We start from the raw sequence: 18686 nt of genomic DNA on the forward strand, positions 1-18686 counted from the left end.
GCCGTGTCCGCCCTGCCCGACGCGGCGACCGCCGACGCCCCGGACCGCCGCACCCTCGCGCACGCCGGCGTCGCCGACGCCGGCCGCGTGCAGACGCTGCTCACCTCGCCCGAGTTCGAGGGCGTGGACGTGCGTCCCCTCGTCGAGCTCCTCGGCCACGCCGCCGATCCCGACCGGGCCCTGCTGCTGTGGGTGCGCCTGGCCGAGCGCGAGCCCCGCGTCCACCACGCCCTCCGGGACCCCGGGACGACGGCCCGCCTGCTGCGGCTGCTCGGCGCCTCCGAGGCCCTCGGCGAGTTCCTCATCCGCCGTCCCGAGCACCTGGACCTCGTCCTCGACCCGGACGCGGCCGCCGCCACCGCGCCCGCCCTCGCCCAGCCCGACCCGACCGCCGGCGAGCCCTGGGGTGATGCGTCCGCCGCCCTGCGCCGCCTGCTCCTGGACTCGGTGGGCGCCGACCCGGACGCCGACCGCCCCCTCGCGGCCGTCACCGGCAAGGACGCCGCCGTCGCCCTGCGCCGCGCCTACCGCCGCCAGCTGGCCGCGATCGCCCTGCGCGACCTCGACTCCGCCGAGCCCACGGCGGCCATGCCCTCGGTGGGCCGCTGGCTCGCGGACCTGGCCGGCGCCGCCGTGGACGCGGCGCTCGCCGTCTCACGGGCCGTCCTCACCGAGCGGGAGGGCCCCGTGGTGGACCGCCTGGACCTCGCCGTGATCGGCATGGGCAAGTGCGGCGCCGGCGAGCTCAACTACGTCTCGGACGTGGACGTCGTGTTCGCCCACGCCGTCCGCGAGGCCGCGGACGGCGCGGACCCCGACGCCCAGGTCCCGGACGGGCCGCGCGCCGCCGCGCTCGCGGCCGAGCTGGCCGCGGGCATCGGCCGCGTGATCCAGGGTGCGGCCCCCGAGCCGGGACTGTGGGAAGTCGACGCCAACCTGCGTCCCGAGGGCAAGGACGGCGCCCTGAGCCGCACCGTGGAGTCCCACGCCGAGTACTACCGCCGCTGGGCCCACGGCTGGGAGTTCCAGGCCCTGCTCAAGGCCCGCCCGATCGCGGGCTCGCCACAGCTCGGCGAGCGCTACATCGCGGAAATCTGGCCCCGGGTGTGGGAGTCCTCCGCGCGCGACGGGTTCGTCGAGTCCGTCCGGGCCATGCGCGCCCGGGTCCTGGACACCCTCGCCCCCGCGGAGCGCGAGCGGGAGATCAAGCTCGGGCCCGGCGGTCTGCGCGACGTCGAGTTCACGGCCCAGCTGCTCCAGCTCGTGCACGGCCGTGCGGACGAGTCGCTGCGGGTGCGCGGCACGCTCGACGCGGTGCGGGCGCTGCACGCCGCCTCCTACGTCACCACGCGAGACGCGCGGGCGTTCGACGAGCACTACCGGTGGCTGCGCACCCTCGAGCACCGCATCCAGCTCGTGCACCTGCGGCGCACCCACCTGATGCCGGTCAAGGAGGAGGCCCGCCGCGTCGTCGCCCGGTCGATGCGCGGCGCCGCCGACCGGGGCCCCGCCACCGGCGAGGACCTCCAGGCCGAGTTCACGCGCGTGCGCCGCGCCGTGCGCGGTCTCCACGAGACCGTGTTCTACCGGCCGCTGCTGTCGACGACGGCCGCCCTGTCCGCCGAGGACGTGCGGCTGTCCGCGGAGGCCGTCCGCGACCGCCTGGCGGCGCTGGGCTACCGCGACCCGCAGGGCGCCCTGCGGCACATCGAGGCCCTCACGCAGGGCGTCTCGCGCCGGGCCGCGGTCCAGCGGCAGCTGCTGCCGGCCATGCTCGGGTGGTTCGCGCGGGGCGCCGACCCCGACGGCGGCCTGCTCGCCTTCCGCCGGCTCTCCGAGTCGCTGGGCGGCACGGCCTGGTATCTGCGGATGCTCCGCGACTCCTCGGACGCCGCCCGGCGGCTGTGCCTGGTCCTGTCCGGCTCCCGGTTCGTGGGGGACCTGCTCGAGCACTCGCCCGAGGCCGTGGCCTGGGTGGGGGACGACCGGGAGCTCGACCCCCGGGGCGCCATACAGCTCTGGCGCCAGGTCGACGCGCGGCTCGACCGCCGCGTGGCCGCGCAGGAGGCCCCGGCCGCCGTCCGCCACGTGCGGCAGGTGCGCCGCAGCGAGACCCTGCGCGTGGCCCTGGCGGACATCTCGGGGCTGCTGGACCTCGAGGCCGTCACCGGGGCCCTGTCGGACATCGACCAGATCACCGTCGTCGGCGCCCTGCGCGTGGCCTCGCGCGCCGTCGTCGGGGACGCCGACCCGCTCACCGACGTGCTCGTGGTGGCCATGGGCCGCCAGGGCGGCCGGGAGATCACCTACGGCTCGGACCTCGACGCCCTGTTCGTGCACCGGCCACGCCCCGGCGTCGACGAGGGGCGGGCGCGCGAGCAGGCCGAGGAGGTCGTGCGGACGCTGATGTCCCTGCTGCACCGCCCCGCGACCCCGCCGCTGCCCGGCGAGCGGCCGCTCGAGGTGGACGCCGACCTGCGCCCCGAGGGGCGCCAGGGGCCGCTCGTGCGCACCCTGGACTCGTACCGGGAGTACTACGGGCGCTGGGCGGAGGTGTGGGAGCGTCAGGCGCTGCTGCGCGCCCGGCCCCTGGCCGGCGACGACGACCTCGCCACCGACTTCCGGCGGTGGGCCGACGGGGTCCGCTACGCCGGGGACCTGACCACCGCGGACGCGCGGGAGATCCGGCGCATCAAGGCCCGTGTGGAGGCCGAGCGCCTGCCCCGCGGCGCGGACCCCTCCCGGCACGTCAAGCTCGGCCGCGGCGGGCTCTCGGACGTGGAGTGGCTGGTGCAGTCCCTGCAGCTGCGCCACGCGGGAGAGGTCGAGGACCTGCGGGTCACCGGCACGCTGCCGGCCCTGCGGGCGATCGCCCGGCACGGGCTGCTGCCCGAGGCCGAGGTCGCCGTGCTGGAGGAGGCGTGGCTGCTGGCCACCCGGATCCGCGCCGCCCTGCTGCTGTGGACGGGCAAGGTCTCGGACGTGCTGCCCACGAACATGCGCGACCTCGAGGCCGTGGCCCGCCTCAGCGGGGTGGGCACGGCCGGCGGGGAGCTCGAGGAGCGCTACCTGCGGGTGACCCGCCTGGCCCGTCAGGTGTTCGAGACCCGGTTCTACGGGCTCTGAACGACGCCGGCCCGCCACCTCGACGGGGTGGCGGGCCGGCCGTGCTCCGGTGTCGCGAGCGCCGGCTCAGGCGCGCACGACGTGCTCCCCGAGCAGCTCCAGGGTGCGTCGCCGCACGCCGGCGTCCTGGGCCGCCGTCGTGATGATCAGCTCGTCCGCCTGGACCCGCGCCGCGAAGTCGTGCAGCCACGCCGCCGTCGTCGGGCCGGTGCCCACGGCCGTGCACTCGAGCATCCCGAGCACCTGCTGACCGGCGGGGGAGTGCAGCAGCATCTCGACCTCGTCGTCGGTGAGGGTGCGGCCCCGGCCGAGCATCATCCGGATGCGCGCCCGCTGCGCGGCCTGCCACTCCCGCTCGGCCACCTCCTCGGTGTCCGCGGCGATCACGTTGGCCGCCGCGATGAAGTGCGGCTCCGCGAGGGCCTCGGAGGGCTCGAAGTGCTCCCGGTACAGGCGCGCCGCATGCTCGAGCATCTGCGGTGCGAAGTGGCTCGCGAACGCGTAGCCCAGGCCGAGCTGCGCGGCCAGCTGGGCGCCGAACGCCGAGGAGCCGAGGATGTACAGCGGCACGTTGGTGCCCTTGCCGGGGTAGGCGTCGATGCCGGGGATCAGGCTCTGGCCGGTGAGGTAGCCCTGCAGCTCGAGCACGTCCTGCGGGAAGCGCTCGGCCGCCGACGGATCTCGGCGCAGCGCCTGCAGCGTCCGCTGGTCGGTGCCGGGGGCGCGACCCAGGCCCAGGTCGATGCGGCCGGGGTGCAGCTCGGCCAGGGTGCCGAACTGCTCGGCGATCACCAGCGGCGAGTGGTTGGGCAGCATGACGCCGCCGGAGCCGAGGCGGATCGAGTCGGTGTGGGCGGCCACGTGCGCGATGAGTACGGCCGTGGCGGAGGAGGCGATGGAGGGCATGTTGTGGTGCTCCGCGTACCAGACGCGCCGGAAGCCGGCGGCCTCGGCGACGCGGGCCTGCTCCACGGATTCGGCGAAGGCTTCGCCCATCGGGGCGCCGTCGCGGACGAGGGCGAGGTCCAGCAGGGACAGCGGCAGGGGGGTGGGGGCGGTGTGCTCGGTCATGGTGCTCCTGGTCTGCGGGCCGCCCGGCCGGGCGGAGGTCTCCACAGATCCAGCGACCACCGGCCCCGGACTATTCCGCGGCCGGGCACGACGACGGCCGCCCGCCTCCGGCGTGGGAGACGAACGGCCGTCGTCGGGGCCGCGGCGGGCGGATCAGACCGAGTAGTACAGCTCGAACTCGTAGGGGTTCGGGCGCAGGGCCAGCGGGGCGATCTCCATCTCGCGCTTGTACGCGATCCAGGTCTCGATCAGCTCTTCGGTGAACACGTCGCCGGCCAGGAGGAACTCGTGGTCCTCCTCGAGGGCGTTCAGGGCCTCGTCCAGGGTGGCGGGTGCCTTCTGGATGTCGGCGGCCTCCTCCGCCGGCAGCTCGTAGAGGTCCTTGTCGATCGGCTCGGCCGGCTCGATGCGGTTGCGGATGCCGTCCAGGCCGGCCATCAGCTGCGCGGCGAACGCGAGGTACGGGTTGCCCGAGGCGTCCGGGGCGCGGAACTCGATGCGCTTGGCCTTCGGGTTGGAGCCGGTGATCGGGATGCGGATGCCCGCCGAGCGGTTGCCCTGCGAGTAAACCATGTTCACGGGGGCCTCGAAGCCCGGCACCAGGCGGCGGTAGGAGTTCACCGTGGGGTTGGTGAAGGCCAGGACCGCGGAGGCGTGCTTCAGCAGGCCGCCGATGTACCAGCGGGCGGTGTCCGAGAGGTTCGCGTAGCCCTTCTCGTCGAAGAACAGCGGCTCGCCGCCGTTCCACAGGGACTGGTGGCAGTGCATGCCGGAGCCGTTGTCGCCGAAGACGGGCTTGGGCATGAAGGTCGCGGACTTGCCGAACATGTTGGCGACGTTCTTGACGACGTACTTGAACTTCTGCAGGTCGTCCGCCGAGTGGGTCAGCGTGTTGAAGCGGTAGTTGATCTCGGCCTGGCCGGGCGCGCCCACCTCGTGGTGCGAGCGCTCCACGGTGAGCCCGACCTCGGCGAGGACGGCGCAGATCTCGTCGCGCAGGTCGGCCTGCTTGTCCGTGGGGGAGACGGGGAAGTAGCCGCCCTTGAGGCCGGTCTTGTGGCTCAGGTTGCCGCCCTCGTCCTCGCGGGAGGCGTTCCACCAGGCCTCGTCCGAGTCCACGGCGTAGAACGAGCCGCGGGGGGAGGACTCGTAGCGGACGTCCTCGAAGATGAAGAACTCGGCCTCGGGGGCGAAGAACGCCGTGTCGGCGATGCCGGAGGAGCTCAGGTAGGCCTCCGCGCGCTGGGCCACGCCGCGCGGGTCGCGCAGGTAGGGCTCGCCGGTGCGGGGGTTCACGATGGAGAAGTTCATCGTGAGGGTCTTGCGGACCCGGAAGGGGTCCACGAAGGCCGTCGCGACGTCCGGGATGAGCTGCATGTCGGACTCGGCGATGCCGGCGAAGCCCCGGATGGAGGAGCCGTCGAAGAGCTGGCCGGTGACGAAGAAGTCTTCGTCGACACTCGAGGCGGGCACGTTGAAGTGGTGCTGCAGCCCGGGGAGGTCGGTGAAGCGGACGTCGACGAACTCGACCCCCTCTTCCCTGATGTACGTGAGGACTTCCTGGGGGGAGGTGAACATGGTTCGCTCCTGGCCTTCCTGTGTGTGGCGGCGACGCCTGCGACGGCGGACGCCTCTATACTACGCGCCCGGCGTGGCCCCGCCAGACCGGCGCGCGTGCCGTGGTCGCGCACTACGCTGGTGGGGTGGCACGCAGAGCACCCGACCCCCAGGACCGCACCGAGACGACCGGCCGAGCGGAGCCGCTGATCACGCGCCGCGATCTGGCCGGCTGGGTGGACGGTCCCGGCGGGGGGCGCGCCGGCGGCCGCTGGCCGGGGGACCTGCTCGGCCTGCCGGAGCGCGGTCCGGCCTCCATGGCGACGGCGGCCCGCCGCATGGGCGCCCTCGTCCTCGACTGGTTCATCGCCCTGGGCATCTCGTGGCTGGCCTTCGACGCCGACGCGATCGCCACCCTCCTCGTGTTCGCCGCGATGCACGTGATCGGTCTCACCCTGCTGGCCACCACGGTGGGCAAGGCCGTGTGCCGCATCCAGGTCGTCCGCGTCGGCGGCCGCCCGGCCGGCCTGCTCCGGATCCTGCTGCGCACGGCCCTGCTGTGCCTCGTGCTGCCGGCCGTCGTCGTCGGGCCGGACGGGCGCGGCATGCACGACAAGCTCGCGGACACCGTCGAGATCCGCATGTGACCGTCCCGCCCGCACACGACAGGGGCGCCCCGCCGTGCGTCGGCGGGGCGCCCCTGTCGTCTGCGGCCGGTTCAGCGGCCGCGCATCGCGCGGCGGCTCGGGCGCACCTTGTTCGGGTCGACGCCCTTGGGGATGGGCAGTCGGTTGGTGTTGAGCGCGGTCAGGCGCTTGTCCACGGCCTGGACCTCCTGTGCCGTGAGGGCCTTCTTCATGCCCTTGAGCGTGCCGGGCAGCTCGTGCAGCGGGACCTGGCCCTGGCCGTTGCCGGACTCCACCACGGTGACGGGCACGCCGGGCAGGAAGCGGCGCATGGCCTTCTCCTCCTTGACCACCAGCGCGGCGACGCGGGGGGAGGGGCCCTCCGTCACCAGCACGACGCCCGGCCGGCCCACGGCGCGGTAGACGAGGTCCTGGGTCTTCGGATTCACGGCGGCCGGCTGCTCGGACACGATCCAGCCGCGGCCCAGCGTGGAGAGCGCGGCGCCGGCGGCGCCGGGGCGGCCCTCGAGCTGGGCGAACCCGGCGCGGCGCGCCTTCCGGTTCAGGATGACGACGGCGGCGAGCACACCGAACGGGATCGCGATGAGCAGCCACGTGATCCAGTTGTCCAGGAGGAAGCCGATGACGAGGCCGACGACCAGGGCGCCCAGGAAGGCCAGCAGCATCCACAGTCCGACCTTGGGGTCGTGCGCCTTGGTCATGGCGTAGGCCTGCTTGAGCTGGGAGATCACGCCCGGGCCCTTCGTGGCGCGCTTGTCCCGGCGCTGGGCCTTCGCCTGCTCCTTCTCGCGGAGGCGACGCTCGCGCTGCATGGCCTTGACCTCCTTGAGCGTGGCGGAGGTGGAGCCGGAGGAGGACGCGGGGGGCTGGCTGTTCTTCGTCATGACGGGGTCCAGTCTAGTCGGGCGGCTCAGGACATCTGGGCGACGACGGCGGAGGCCTCCTGGCGGGCGGTCTTCTCCCCGGCCAGGTGCGCCAGGTTCTCCGGCAGGGTCCGGCCGAGGCGCTGCATGGCCTGCGCGTAGAGCTTGCCCGCGCGGTACGACGAGCGCACCAGCGGGCCCGCCATGACGCCCTGGAAGCCGATCTCCTCGGCGCGCTGGGACCACTGGACGAACTCCTGCGGCTTCACCCAGCGGTCGATGGGGTGGTGCAGCTTCGAGGGCCGCACGTACTGCGTGATGGTGATGATGTCGCAGCCGGCCTCGTGCAGGTCCACCAGGGCCTGGTCGATCTCGTGGTCCTCCTCGCCCATGCCCAGGATGAGGTTGGACTTGGTGACGAGCCCGTCGGCCTTGGCCATCGTGAGCACCTTGAGGGACTTCTCGTATGTGAAGGCCGGGCGGATGCGCTTGAAGATGCGCGGCACCGTCTCCAGGTTGTGCGCGAACACCTCGGGCCGCGCGTCGAACACCTGCTGGACGAGCTCCGGCACCGCGCCGAAGTCCGGCGGCAGGATCTCGACGCCGGTCCCCGGGTTGAGCGCGTGGATGCGGCGGATGGTCTCCGCGTAGAGCCACGCCGCGCCGTCCTTCTGGTCGTCACGGGCCACGCCCGTGACGGTGGCGTACCGCAGGTCCATCTCGCGGATGTTCTCGGCGACCTTCTGCGGCTCCTCCATGTCCAGGGGACGCGGCTTGCCGGAGGTGATGTCGCAGAAGTCGCACCGGCGGGTGCAGATGTCGCCGCCGATGAGGAACGTGGCCTCGCGGTCCTCCCAGCACTCGAAGATGTTGGGGCAGCCGGCCTCCTCGCACACGGTGTGCAGGCCGGCGGACTTGACCTTGTTCTTCAGGCCGATGTACTCGGGGCCCATGTGGACCTTGGCCTTGATCCACTCGGGCTTGCGCTCGACGGGCACCTCGGCGTTGCGCGCCTCCACGCGCAGCAGGCGGCGGCCTTCGGGGGCGAGGCTCATGCGGGGATTCCTTCCGTGGGGGTGACGGCGATGTACGCCGGCCCGAGCTCGTCCAGATGACGGGTGAGCACCGGGACGACGTCGGCCGGCGTGATGGTCCGGCCCGTCTCGACCGACAGGGTGGTGGTGGCGGCGTCCGTGATGCCGCACGCGATGATCCCCTCGTAGGGGGCCAGGGAGTTGGAGCAGTTCAGCGCGAAGCCGTGCATGGAGACGCCGTCGTGGATGGACAGGCCGATGGCGCCGACCTTGCGGTCCGGGCGGGCCGTGCCGTCGTCGTCCCGGTCCGCGAGGACCCAGATGCCTGCCCGCCCGTCCACGCGGACGGCCGTGACGCCGAACTCGGCGGCGGTGCGGATCAGCAGCTCCTCGAGGAACCAGACGTAGTCCTTGACGTGGGCACGGTCGCGCAGCCGGACCACGGGGTAGCCGACCAGCTGGCCCGGCCCGTGCCATGTGATCTTGCCGCCGCGGTCCACGTCCACGACGGGGGCGCCGTCCGTGGGGCGCTCGGCGTCCTCGGTGCGACGACCGGCCGTGTAGACGGCTTCGTGCTCCAGGAGGAGGAATTCGCCGTCGGAGCGGCCGGCGACGACGTCCGCGTGCAGGGCGCGCTGGGCGTCCCAGGCGGCGTGGTAGTCCACCAGGTCGGGCGCCAGGCCGAGCACGCGCAGGGGCGGCAGGGGTGTCTCGGGCATGACGTCCACTGTAGTCCTCGGGCCCGGACCTGTGGACAACCGCCGTGACGCTCGGGGACATGCGGCACCCTGGGCTGGAACGGACGGCGCGGCGGAGAGGGGAGACCGATGCGGGACTGGGACGAGGCGGACGGCGGCGCGGCCGGACGCGTCGGCGGCGGGCCGGAGACCGAACCGGAGAGGTCGTCGGAGCCGGGCACGGCTGCGCCGCGCGCCCCGGGCTGGGAACCCGTCCGGCTGCTCGGCGCGGGCGCCCAGGCGGAGGTCTGGCTCGTCGAGGACGGTCGGGGCGTCCGGGCCGCCCTGAAGGTGCCCCGTGCCGGCGCGGCGCCGGACGCCCTGGCGGCGGAGGCGCAGGCCGGACGGGTCGCGCATCCCCATCTGCTGCGCGTGCTCGGCGTGGTGGAGACGGACCGGGGCCTCGGGGTCCTCACCGAGCACCGCGCGGCCGGCACGCTGCAGGACATGGTGCAGCGGGTCGGACCCCTGAGCCCGGGGCAGGCCGTCACCGTGCTCGTCCCGATCGCCCAGGCTCTCGCGTGCCTGCACCGCGAGGGGGTGGTGCACGGCGACGTGTCCCCGGCGAACGTCCTGTTCGGCGTCGACGGCAGCCCGGCCCTCGCCGACCTCGGCGTCGCCCGGGTGGTCGGCGGGGCGTCGGGGGCCGGGGCGACGCCGGGCTTCGCGGCCCCCGAGGCGCTCGCCGCGGTGGAGGGGGCCGGGGCGGAACCGGGGGCGTCTCCGGCGGTGGGGGCGCCGAGTGACGTCCATGCGTGGGCCGCCCTGGGCTGGTACGCGCTCACCGGTCGGGCGCCGGGCGCCGCCGGGCATCGGGCGCCGCTGCCCGTCCTGGTCCCCGAAGCGTCCCCCGAGCTCGCGCTGCTGCTCGATGCGGCGCTCTCCCCGGACCCGGCGGCGCGGCCGAGCGCGGAGGAGGCCGCCGCAGCCGTATACGCGACGGCCCGGCCCGAGCCGGTCCCGCTGGGAGAGGCCGCCCCCGCCGAGGTGGCGCACCTGCTGCCCACGGTGCTGCCGGGCTCCGGGCCCACGCGGCGACGCCGGGGACGACGCGCGGCTCCGAGACGGCGCGCGCTCGCGCGCCGACGGGGGGCGGCGCCACGCCGGGGCGTCCTCGTGGCCGCCGGGCTGGCCACCGCGCTGGCCGTCGGCGGCGGCACCGCCGGGCTGTGGTGGCCGGCGTCCCTGGGCGACGCGACGGAGGGGGCGCCGGAGCCGGCGGGCGCGGTGCCGGCCGGCACCTCGGTGGACGCGGCGCGCCCGGCGGACGGGACGCCGGAGAGCGGGACGCCGGCGAGGGTGCCGGACGCGGGTGCCCCCGGGGAGGACGCCGCCGGGGAGGACGCCGTCGACGTGGGCGAGGCGCTGGCCGCGGTCGGCCACGCCCGGACTGCCGCGCTCATCGACCCGGAGCCTGCGCGACTGGACGCCTACGCCGTGCCCGGGGGACCGGCGTGGGAGAACGACCGGGATCTGCTGCGCCGGCTGACGGACGAGGGGTTCGCCTTCTCCGGCCTCGAGGTGACGGTGGAGCAGGCCGGACCCGCCCGGCGGGCCGGGGACGACGCGCTGCGTGTCGACGCCGTGCTCCGGACGTCGGCCCACACCGTGCTGGACCGCGCGGGACGCGTGGCGGCGCATCGGGAGGCGACGGCCGAGGAGGTCGTGCTGGTCCTGCGCAGCGGCCACGGAGAGGGCCCCGAGGGGCGGGACGGCGGCGCGGCGGGTCGGACGTGGCGGGTCGAGACCGTCGATCCGCGCTGACCCCGGGCCCGGATCCAGCGCCGGAGGCCGGCGGTCCAGACGGGGGGACGCCGCGGGCCCCGGGGAGAAGCTCCCCGGGGCCCGCGGCGTGGTGCGGCGTCAGCCGCCTGGGCTGATCACTGCCAGAGGACGGCGACCAGGATGTTCACCAGGCCCAGACCGCCCACCGCGTGGGCCAGGCCCGTGGGCACGACCTCCCCGCGGTTGGACTTGCGGCGGCCGATCAGGGCGGCCACGAAGACGATGACGCCGATCAGGAACTTGACGCCCAGCTTCATGTGGTTCGGCTCCCCGCTCATGGCGAGGCCGAAAAGCACCACGCCGGAGACGATCATGCCCACGGAGCCCCACCACTGCGAGGTGGTGACGGTCGGGTTGCGGAAGTGCGCGAACCAACCGCCCACGATCGCTGCGGCGGACACGATGTGCACGGCCACCAGGATGCTGTGCAGGATATCCACAGTCCTTCTCCCTTTCCGTCAGAGACCCAGCTCGTTGGCGAACTCGCCGCCCTCGAGACGCTGACGCAGCGTCGTCAGGAAGCGGCCCGCGTCGGCCCCGTCCACCAGGCGGTGGTCGTAGGTCAGGGACAGGTACATCATGTGGCGGATGGCGATCGAGTCGTTGCCGTCCGCGTCGGTCACCACCATGGGGCGCTTCACGATCGCACCGGTGCCCAGGATCGCGACCTGCGGCTGGTTGATGATCGGCGTGTCGAACAGCGCGCCCACGGAGCCGATGTTCGTGATCGAGAACGTGCCGCCCGAGAGCTCGTCCGGCGAGATCTTGTTCGTGCGGGTGCGCTCGGCCACGTCGGCGATCTTCTGGGCGAGGCCCGTCAGGTTCAGGGAGCCGGCGTCCTTGATGACGGGAACCAGCAGCCCCTTCTCCGTGTCCACGGCGATCGCGATGTCCTCGGACGCGTGGTAGGTGATCTCCTCGTTGTCCTCGGAGAACGACGCGTTCAGCTTGGGGTGCTGCTTGAGGGCCTCGGCGACCGCCTTGGTGATGAACGGCAGGTACGTCAGGTTCACGCCGGCCTGCTGCTGGAAGGAGGCCTTGGCCTTCTTGCGCAGCTGCACGATGCGGGTGACGTCCACCTCGTGCACCTGGGTGAGCTGGGTGGACAGGTCGAGGGACTCGCGCATGCGCTGGGCGATGACCTGGCGGATGCGCGGCGCCTTCTCCACCTCGCCGCGGACCGAGGGGTCCACGGAGGAGCTCGCGGCCGGGGCGGACGCAGCGGCCGGGGCCGACGACGGGGCGGCAGCCTCGGAGGCCTGCTCGGCCGGAGCCTCGGACCCGCCCGCGGCGGCCTGCGAGGCCAGCGCGGCGGCGAGCACGTCCTGCTTGCGGATGCGGCCGCCGACGCCCGTGCCGCGGACCGTGGACAGGTCCACGTTGTTCTGGTGGGCCAGGCGGCGCACCAGCGGGGTCACGTAGCCCTGGCCGGGCTCGGTGGCGGAGGGCGCCTCGGCGGACTCGGCCTGCGCGGAGTCGCGCTCAGCGGACTCGCGCCGGGAGGCCTCCTCGGACGGGGACGCCTCGGGCGTCTTCTCCGACTTCTCGGCGCCGGCGGCCTCGGCGGCCTCCTCGGTCTCCTCGGGGGCCTCGGCCTCGGTCGCCTTGTCCTCGATCTCCTCGGCGGACGCCTCGTCCTGACCGGAGGAGCCCTCCGACGGGGCGGAGCCGCCGCCGGCGGAGCCGGAGCCGACGAGCGCGAGGACGGCGCCCACCTCGACGGTGTCGTCCTCCTCCGCACGGATCTCCAGGAGGGTGCCCGCCACGGGGGAGGGGATCTCGGTGTCGACCTTGTCGGTGGAGACCTCGAGCAGCGGCTCGTCGACCTCGACCTCGTCGCCGACGGACTTCAGCCAGCGGGTCACGGTGCCCTCGGTCACGGACTCGCCCAGCGCGGGCAGGGTGACCTCGGAGGCCTCGCCGCCGGCCGACGGGGCCTCGTCCGAGCCCTGGTCGGTGGAGGCGCGCTCCTCCGGGGCCGGCTCGCCTGAGGGCTCCTGCTGGGCGTCGTCCTGCTGCGCCTCCTCGACGGCGGGCTCCTCGGCCGCGGCGTCGTCCTCCGACGCGTCGGCGGAGCCGCCGCCGGAGCCGTCGCCGATCGTGGCCAGCGGGGCGCCGACCTCGACCGTGTCGTCCTCCTCGACCAGGATCTCCTCGAGCACGCCGGCCACGGGGGACGGGATCTCGGTGTCGACCTTGTCGGTGGAGACCTCCACCAGGGGCTCGTCGACGGCGACCTCGTCGCCGACGGCCTTGAGCCAGCGGGTCACGGTGCCCTCGGTGACGGATTCGCCCAGGGCGGGCAGGTTCACGGTTTCAGACATGGTTCCGATGCTCCTCATGAGGGGTGGGCGCCGGGGGCGCCCACCCGGGGTTGCGAGGTGGGCCCGACGCACGGGCCCGGGATGGTCAGTGCGGTGGGTCAGCTGTGCAGCGGGTGGCCGAACAGGGCCATGGCGGCCTCGCCCAGGGCCTCGTTCTGCGTGGGGTGCGCGTGCACGAACTGGGCGACGTCCTCGGGGTAGGCCTCCCAGTTCACGATGAGCTGCGCCTCGCCGATCTGCTCGCCGATGCGCTTGCCGATGCCGTGCACGCCCACGATCGGGCCGTTCTTCTGGCGGATCATCTTGATGATGCCGCCGGTGCCGAGGATCGAGGACTTGCCGTTGCCGGCCAGGTTGTACTCGGCGACCTCGACGTTGTCCTTGCCGAACTTCTCCTCCGCCTTGGGCTGGGTGTAGCCCACGGACATGATCTCCGGCTCGGTGAAGGTGACCTTCGGGATGTTGATGTCCTCGACGACCATCGGCTTGTTGCCGGCGATCTCCTCGGCCACGAAGATGCCCTGCTGGAAGCCGCGGTGCGCCAGCTGCAGACCGGGAACGATGTCGCCCACGGCGTAGATGCTGCCGACGCCGGTGTGCAGACGCTCGTCGGTGAGGACGAAGCCGCGGTCCATCTTGACGCCCTGCTCCTCGTAGCCGAGGCCCTCGGTGTTCGGGCCGCGGCCGACGGCGACGAGGCAGACCTCGGCCTCGAACTCCTTGCCGTCCGCGAGGGTCACCTTGACGCCCGAGTCGGTCTCCTCGACCTTGTCGAAGAACGTGCCCAGGTTGGTCTTGATGCCCTTCTTCTTGAACTCGCGCTCGAGGACCTTGATGATCGCCGGGTCCTCGTTGGGGACCAGGGTCTTCAGGCCCTCGATGATGGTGACGTCGACGCCGAAGGAGTTCCACAGGGACGCGAACTCGGAGCCGATGACACCGCCGCCGAGCACGATGGCCGACTTCGGGGTGTAGTCCAGCTCGAGGGCCTCCGTGGAGGTCATGATCTTCTTGGAGATGGGCAGGCCCATGGTCTTGGCCACGGAGCCGGAGGCCAGCACGATGTTCTCCGCCGTGTAACGGGTGCCGTCGACCTCGACCTCGTTCTTCGAGACGAGCTTGCCCTCGCCCTCGATGACCTGGACCTTGCGCATCTTCAGCAGGCCGGCCAGGCCCTTGTGCTTGCCGGCGACGATGCCGTCCTTGTAGTCGCGCACCTTCGCCATGTCCACGGACTCGAGGGTCGCGTTGACGCCGAACTTGGCGGCGTTGCGGGTCTCATCGGCCACCTCGGCGGCGTGCAGGTAGGCCTTCGTGGGGATGCAGCCCCAGTGCAGGCAGGTGCCGCCGACCTTGGACTTCTCCACGAGGGCGACGGACTTGCCGTACTGCACGGAACGCAGGGCTGCGGCGTACCCGGCGGAGCCACCGCCGAGGACGAGGACGTCGAATTCCTGAGCGGTTGCCTTGTCGGCCACGGTGTTGCTCCTTGGTGCTGGGGTCGGTGGATCGTGGTGGTGGTGCGTCACCGCCACCCCCGGCCGTCGGCGGCGGGCCGCGCGGCCGGGGACGCGGTGGACATCGGGACCAACCTTACCGGGCACGCCCCTCGATGAGACCCACCAGGGTCCGCACCATCACGCCGGTGGCGTCCTGCGGGGTGTAGCCGTACGCGGCCGACTCGTTGAAGGAGGGGCCGGCGATGTCGAGGTGGGCCCAGGGGGTCCGTGCGGCGGCGTCGCCCTCCGACCGTCCGGCGTCGACGAATTCGCGCAGGAAGGTGGCGGCGGTCATCATGCCGCCGAAGCGGTCGCCCATGTTGGAGATGTCCGCGACGCGCGAAGTGAGCGAGGCGCGCAGCTGCTCCGGCAGGGGCATGCCCCACGCGAGCTCCCCGGCCGCGTCGGCCGCGGCGACGACCTCGTCGCGCAGCGCGTCGTCACCCATGACGCCCGTGTGGCGCACGCCGAGGGCGACCAGCTGGGCACCGGTGAGGGTGGCCACGTCGAGCACCGCGTCGGGTCGCTCGTCGGTGGCCGCCACGAGGGCGTCGGCCATGACGACGCGGCCCTCGGCGTCCGTGTTCATGACCTCCACGGTCTTGCCGCCGTACATCGTGATGACGTCGGACGGGCGGATGGCGGTGCCCGAGGGCATGTTCTCGGCCAGCGCCAGCCAGCCGGTCACCTTCACAGGGACGTCCAGGGCCGCGGCGGCGCGCACGACGGCGAAGACGGTGGCGGCGCCGGCCATGTCCGACTTCATCGTCATCATCGAGGCGGCGGGCTTCAGCGAGATGCCGCCCGTGTCGAAGGTGATGCCCTTGCCCACCAGCGCGATGTGCGCGGCGGCGTCGGCCGGCGCGTGCTCGATGCGCACGAGCCGCGGCGGGCGGGAGGAGCCCTGGCCGATCGCGAGGATGCCGCCGAAGCCCTCGGCGCGCAGGCGGTCCTCGTCCCACACGTCCACGCTCACGGACGAGTCCGCGAGGTCCTCCGCGACGGCGTCCGCGAACGTGGCCGGGTAGAGGTGCGAGGGGGCCGTGTTCACCAGGTCGCGCACGGCGCAGACCGCGTCGCCCACGACGGCGGCCCGGCGCAGCACGGGGTCGGCGTCCGCGGCGGCGAGCGGGGTGACGACCTCGACCTCGCGGACGGGACGGGACGTGTCCGTCTCGGCGCGGGCGCGCTCGGACTTCTGGGCGGTGAAGGCGTACGCGCCCAGGACGGCGCCCTCGGCGACGGCGGCCAGTCGGGCCGGGGTGTCGGCCGGCAGGGCCAGGGCCACGGCGTCGGTGCCGGCCAGGGAGCGCACGGCAGCCCCGGCGGCGCGGCGCAGGGACTCGTCCGCGGCCTCGCCGTCGTCGTCCAGACCGCCGACGCCGGCCAGGACCAGCAGCGGCACCGGCACGCCGCCCAGGCCCGGCAGGCGATGGACCTCGTCCTCGGCGCCCCGCACGCCCAGCAGCTCGAACGAGGCCTCGAGGGCGGTGGCCGCCTCGGCCGGCAGCGCGTCCGTCAGGAGCACGGGGCCGTCCGGGCCGGTGCCCACCCCCACCACGAGGGCGGAGGCGGTCAAGTCCTCCAGGGCGCGGGCGGTCAGGGTCGGGCGGTCCAGGGTGATCACGGACGGGCCTCTCTTCCGGGGGTGGGGGATGCGCCCGGCGGGGTGGGCCGGGCCGTCCCGCGTCATCCTAGCCAGAGGGCTCGCGCGCCCGTCCAGGGCGCGCGGGCGCGGAATAGGAGGGTGCCGTGCCGTGGTTGACTGACGCCAGAGGACAGGGAGGGATCCGCGTCCGCCGCCATCCGGGCGGCGGGGACGGCTCTCCCGCAGACGGACCACCGGAAGGGGAACGAGACGTGCAGGACGCCGCGCCGCTGTACACCCGTCATGAGGGGGCGCCCGTGCCCCCCGGCCTGGGCATGCTCGTGGCCCTGACCGGGCACATGGACGCGGGCCGGGTCGCTCGGCAGGTGCGGGCCGCGCTGCACGAGCACCTGACCCATCGGACCGTCGTCTCCTTCGACGTCGACTCGATGTTCGACTACCGCGCCCGGCGTCCCCGGCTCCGGTTCGACCGGGACCGCTACCGTGATCTGCGCCTGCCCGCGCTCGAGGTGCAGCTGGTCGAGGACCTGCTCGGCCACCCCTTCCTGCTGCTGTCCGGCCCCGAGCCGGACTTCCGGTGGCAGGCGGTGACGGAGGCCGTGCTCGGCCTCGCGCAGGAGTGGGAGGTGGACTCGCTCACCTTCCTCGACGCGGCCCCGCTGCCCGTGCCGCACACGCGGCGGCTCGGGGTCACGACCCACGGGTCCCGCGCCGACGCCGTCGAGGGGCTGTCCACCTGGAGCCCGGAGGCGGACATCGTCGCGGGGCTGCTGCAGATGCTCGAGCTGCGCGCCGAGGAGGCGGACCTGCCGACGGCGGGCTACACCGTCCATGTGCCGCACTACGTGGCCGAGGCGTCCTTCCCCCAGGCGGCCGTGGCCGCGCTCGAGTACGCGGGGGCCGCCATGGGGCTCATGCTGCCCTCGGACGACCTGCGAGACGCCTCGCGGGACATCGAGGCCGAGCTGGAGCGCCAGGTCTCCGGGTCCGGGGAGATCCAGCAGATGATCGCCGGCCTGGAGCGCAACTACGACCAGAACGCCGAGGACCAGGAGCGGTCGTTGCTCGAGACCGAGCAGGGCCTGCCCGACGGCGACGAACTCGCCTCCGCCGTCGAGGCGTACCTCGCCGCGCGGGACGCCGGCGGCGGGTCCGCTCCTGCACAGGAGGACGGACCCGGCCGTCCGTCCACCGGCGACGGGGACTGATCCCACCGCGGGCGCCCGGTCGGCCAGGGTGGCGGCATGGAAGCCCCCACCTCACTCGACGTCCCCGTCCTGCCGGCCCGCGGCCCGGAGGACCTGCTCGCCCACGTCGGCCACGCCCTCGGGCGGTTGCCCGAGGGCAGCCTGGTCCTCCTCACCCTGCGCGACGGGCGCCTGCGCGCCGTGGTGCGGGTCGACCTGCCTCCCGAGGAGGTCGACGTCGGCGCCTGGGCCTGCGCCGTGGCCGAGGTGTGCCGGCGGGACGCAGCCGCGGACGCGACGCTCTGCCTCGCGCTGCCGGACGGCGCCCGGGCCACGCTCGCCCGTCCCGGCTGGGCCGCGGCGCTCGACGACGCCCTGGCGTCCGCGGGTCGCCCCCTGACCGCGGCCTGGACGTGCGCGCGGGGACGGGCGCGCCCCTGGTGGGGGAGCGGCGTCGCCGAGGAGGGCCCGCTCGACCCCCGAGCCGCGCCGCTGTCCCTGCACCTGATGACCCGCGGTTCGGTCTGGGACCGTGCAGCAGTGCCCGACCCGGTCCCGCGCCGCGGTCCCGCGGCGGCCCGGGCCGACGACGCGCGGTGGCGGCCTCCCGAGCAGGACGCGCCCGCGGCACGCCGCGCGTGGCTGGCGCAGTGGGAGTCGGTGCTGACCGGCGCGGCTCGTGACCGCGGCGCGCCCGCACCGGCCGTGCTGGGCTCGCCGCTGACGCGTCCGGCCTGGCGCGACGGCCTGCTGCTCCATGCCGCCGCGCCGTCCGGCGCGGCCACGGGGGATCCGGGGGACGAGGAACGGATCCTCACCGCGGCCTCGGGCCGGGCGCCGGCCTGGGATCGGCTGGACGCCCTGCGGGCGGGGCTGCGCGCGCTCGTGCCCGTCGCGACGCCGGCTGTGGCGGCGCAGGCCCTGGCGCTGGCCGGGTGGGTCGGCTGGGCCCGCGGCCACGGCTCCGACGCGGACGCCCACCTGACCGCGGCGGCGGCGCTGAGTCCCGGCGACCCGTTCGTCTCCGTCCTGCGACGCATCGTGGCCGCGGGGTGCGTCGCAGGCTGGGCGACCGACCCGGCCACCGCGTGGCGGCCCGACGGTGGCCGCCCATGAGAGAATGATGCGGCTTCACGACGGCACGGCCGACCGCAGCCCGTTTCCCGGGTGCGGAATAGATCGGTCTCAGCCGTCGTTGGCACTCACGGACCCTGCAGTCGGCGGGCCCGGACGACGTCGGTCGTCCG

Annotated in this window: 14 protein-coding genes; 5 read left to right on the forward strand and 9 right to left on the reverse strand. The window is 74.2% G+C overall.

The features are described from left to right. The first annotated feature begins 3 nt into the window (after positions 1–3). Entirely contained in the window at positions 4–3126 is a 3123-nt protein-coding gene (locus G6R13_RS07300) for a bifunctional [glutamine synthetase] adenylyltransferase/[glutamine synthetase]-adenylyl-L-tyrosine phosphorylase (RefSeq protein ID WP_144825528.1), read from the forward strand. A 66-nt stretch (positions 3127–3192) separates the two neighbouring features. Here G6R13_RS07300 and G6R13_RS07305 read toward each other — a convergent pair whose 3' ends face one another. Both G6R13_RS07305 and glnA read right to left on the reverse strand, forming a co-directional pair. Further along, entirely contained in the window at positions 3193–4197 is a 1005-nt protein-coding gene (locus tag G6R13_RS07305; RefSeq protein WP_036314199.1) for an LLM class flavin-dependent oxidoreductase, read from the reverse strand. Positions 4198–4350: 153 nt separating this feature from the next. After that, on the reverse strand, positions 4351–5775 hold the full coding sequence (gene glnA, locus G6R13_RS07310; protein WP_095694673.1) for a type I glutamate--ammonia ligase: 1425 nt from the start codon (positions 5773–5775) through the stop codon (positions 4351–4353). A gap of 125 nt (positions 5776–5900) precedes the next feature. Between glnA and G6R13_RS07315 the strand changes: the two genes are divergently transcribed. After that, positions 5901–6401 carry an RDD family protein gene (locus G6R13_RS07315; RefSeq protein WP_134416827.1) on the forward strand — a complete coding sequence of 167 codons (501 nt, stop codon included), beginning with the start codon at positions 5901–5903 and terminating at the stop codon, positions 6399–6401. 71 nt (positions 6402–6472) lie between these two features. On the opposite strand, the gene G6R13_RS07320 is transcribed toward G6R13_RS07315, so the two are convergent. The 3 genes from G6R13_RS07320 to lipB are packed head-to-tail and all read right to left on the reverse strand — an operon-like array spanning position 6473 to position 9017. After that, positions 6473–7285 (reverse strand): DUF4191 domain-containing protein, encoded by an 813-nt coding sequence (locus G6R13_RS07320; protein WP_095694671.1) that lies wholly within the window; start codon positions 7283–7285, stop codon positions 6473–6475. A gap of 26 nt (positions 7286–7311) precedes the next feature. Next, positions 7312–8319 carry a lipoyl synthase gene (gene lipA / locus G6R13_RS07325; protein WP_002857341.1) on the reverse strand — a complete coding sequence of 336 codons (1008 nt, stop codon included), beginning with the start codon at positions 8317–8319 and terminating at the stop codon, positions 7312–7314. Further along, positions 8316–9017 carry a lipoyl(octanoyl) transferase LipB gene (lipB, locus tag G6R13_RS07330; RefSeq protein ID WP_036314221.1) on the reverse strand — a complete coding sequence of 234 codons (702 nt, stop codon included), beginning with the start codon at positions 9015–9017 and terminating at the stop codon, positions 8316–8318. Before lipB ends, lipA begins: the two co-directional genes overlap by 4 nt. A gap of 108 nt (positions 9018–9125) precedes the next feature. Between lipB and G6R13_RS07335 the strand changes: the two genes are divergently transcribed. Further along, the gene (locus G6R13_RS07335) at positions 9126–10799 is read left to right on the forward strand and encodes a protein kinase (RefSeq protein ID WP_049146952.1); all 1674 of its coding nucleotides are present in this window, start codon (positions 9126–9128) and stop codon (positions 10797–10799) included. Between the two features lie 116 nt (positions 10800–10915). Here G6R13_RS07335 and G6R13_RS07340 read toward each other — a convergent pair whose 3' ends face one another. From G6R13_RS07340 to G6R13_RS07355, 4 genes are all read right to left on the reverse strand, one after another. After that, positions 10916–11260, reverse strand: coding sequence for a hypothetical protein (locus G6R13_RS07340; protein ID WP_010078527.1), 345 nt, complete (start codon positions 11258–11260; stop codon positions 10916–10918). A gap of 18 nt (positions 11261–11278) precedes the next feature. Beyond that, positions 11279–13144 carry a 2-oxoglutarate dehydrogenase, E2 component, dihydrolipoamide succinyltransferase gene (gene sucB / locus G6R13_RS07345; RefSeq protein WP_163721314.1) on the reverse strand — a complete coding sequence of 622 codons (1866 nt, stop codon included), beginning with the start codon at positions 13142–13144 and terminating at the stop codon, positions 11279–11281. 98 nt (positions 13145–13242) lie between these two features. After that, positions 13243–14622 (reverse strand): dihydrolipoyl dehydrogenase, encoded by a 1380-nt coding sequence (gene lpdA / locus G6R13_RS07350; RefSeq protein WP_060973495.1) that lies wholly within the window; start codon positions 14620–14622, stop codon positions 13243–13245. Positions 14623–14737: 115 nt separating this feature from the next. Continuing rightward, complete coding sequence (locus tag G6R13_RS07355) at positions 14738–16270, reverse strand: leucyl aminopeptidase (RefSeq protein WP_044659535.1); 1533 nt, start codon at positions 16268–16270, stop codon at positions 14738–14740. A gap of 233 nt (positions 16271–16503) precedes the next feature. Here G6R13_RS07355 and G6R13_RS07360 point away from each other — a divergent pair, with 233 nt between their 5' ends. Further along, the gene (locus G6R13_RS07360; protein WP_044659523.1) at positions 16504–17460 is read left to right on the forward strand and encodes a PAC2 family protein; all 957 of its coding nucleotides are present in this window, start codon (positions 16504–16506) and stop codon (positions 17458–17460) included. A gap of 36 nt (positions 17461–17496) precedes the next feature. Beyond that, positions 17497–18555: a DUF4192 family protein gene (locus tag G6R13_RS07365; protein ID WP_163721316.1), complete on the forward strand. Its 1059-nt coding sequence runs from the start codon at positions 17497–17499 to the stop codon at positions 18553–18555. Positions 18556–18686 lie beyond the last annotated feature (131 nt).

The organism is Micrococcus sp. Alg238-R198 (assembly GCF_900537135.1).
In the GTDB taxonomy this organism is placed as follows: domain Bacteria; phylum Actinomycetota; class Actinomycetes; order Actinomycetales; family Micrococcaceae; genus Micrococcus; species Micrococcus luteus.

Coding starts and splice junctions, on each gene's coding strand:
- G6R13_RS07305 (WP_036314199.1), bottom strand. CDS start 4,197: ATGACCGAGCACACCGCCCCCACCCCCCTGCCGCTGTCCCTGCTGGAC.
- glnA (WP_095694673.1), bottom strand. CDS start 5,775: ATGTTCACCTCCCCCCAGGAAGTCCTCACGTACATCAGGGAAGAGGGG.
- G6R13_RS07320 (WP_095694671.1), bottom strand. CDS start 7,285: ATGACGAAGAACAGCCAGCCCCCCGCGTCCTCCTCCGGCTCCACCTCC.
- lipA (WP_002857341.1), bottom strand. CDS start 8,319: ATGAGCCTCGCCCCCGAAGGCCGCCGCCTGCTGCGCGTGGAGGCGCGC.
- lipB (WP_036314221.1), bottom strand. CDS start 9,017: ATGCCCGAGACACCCCTGCCGCCCCTGCGCGTGCTCGGCCTGGCGCCC.
- G6R13_RS07335 (WP_049146952.1), top strand. CDS start 9,126: ATGCGGGACTGGGACGAGGCGGACGGCGGCGCGGCCGGACGCGTCGGC.
- sucB (WP_163721314.1), bottom strand. CDS start 13,144: ATGTCTGAAACCGTGAACCTGCCCGCCCTGGGCGAATCCGTCACCGAG.
- G6R13_RS07365 (WP_163721316.1), top strand. CDS start 17,497: ATGGAAGCCCCCACCTCACTCGACGTCCCCGTCCTGCCGGCCCGCGGC.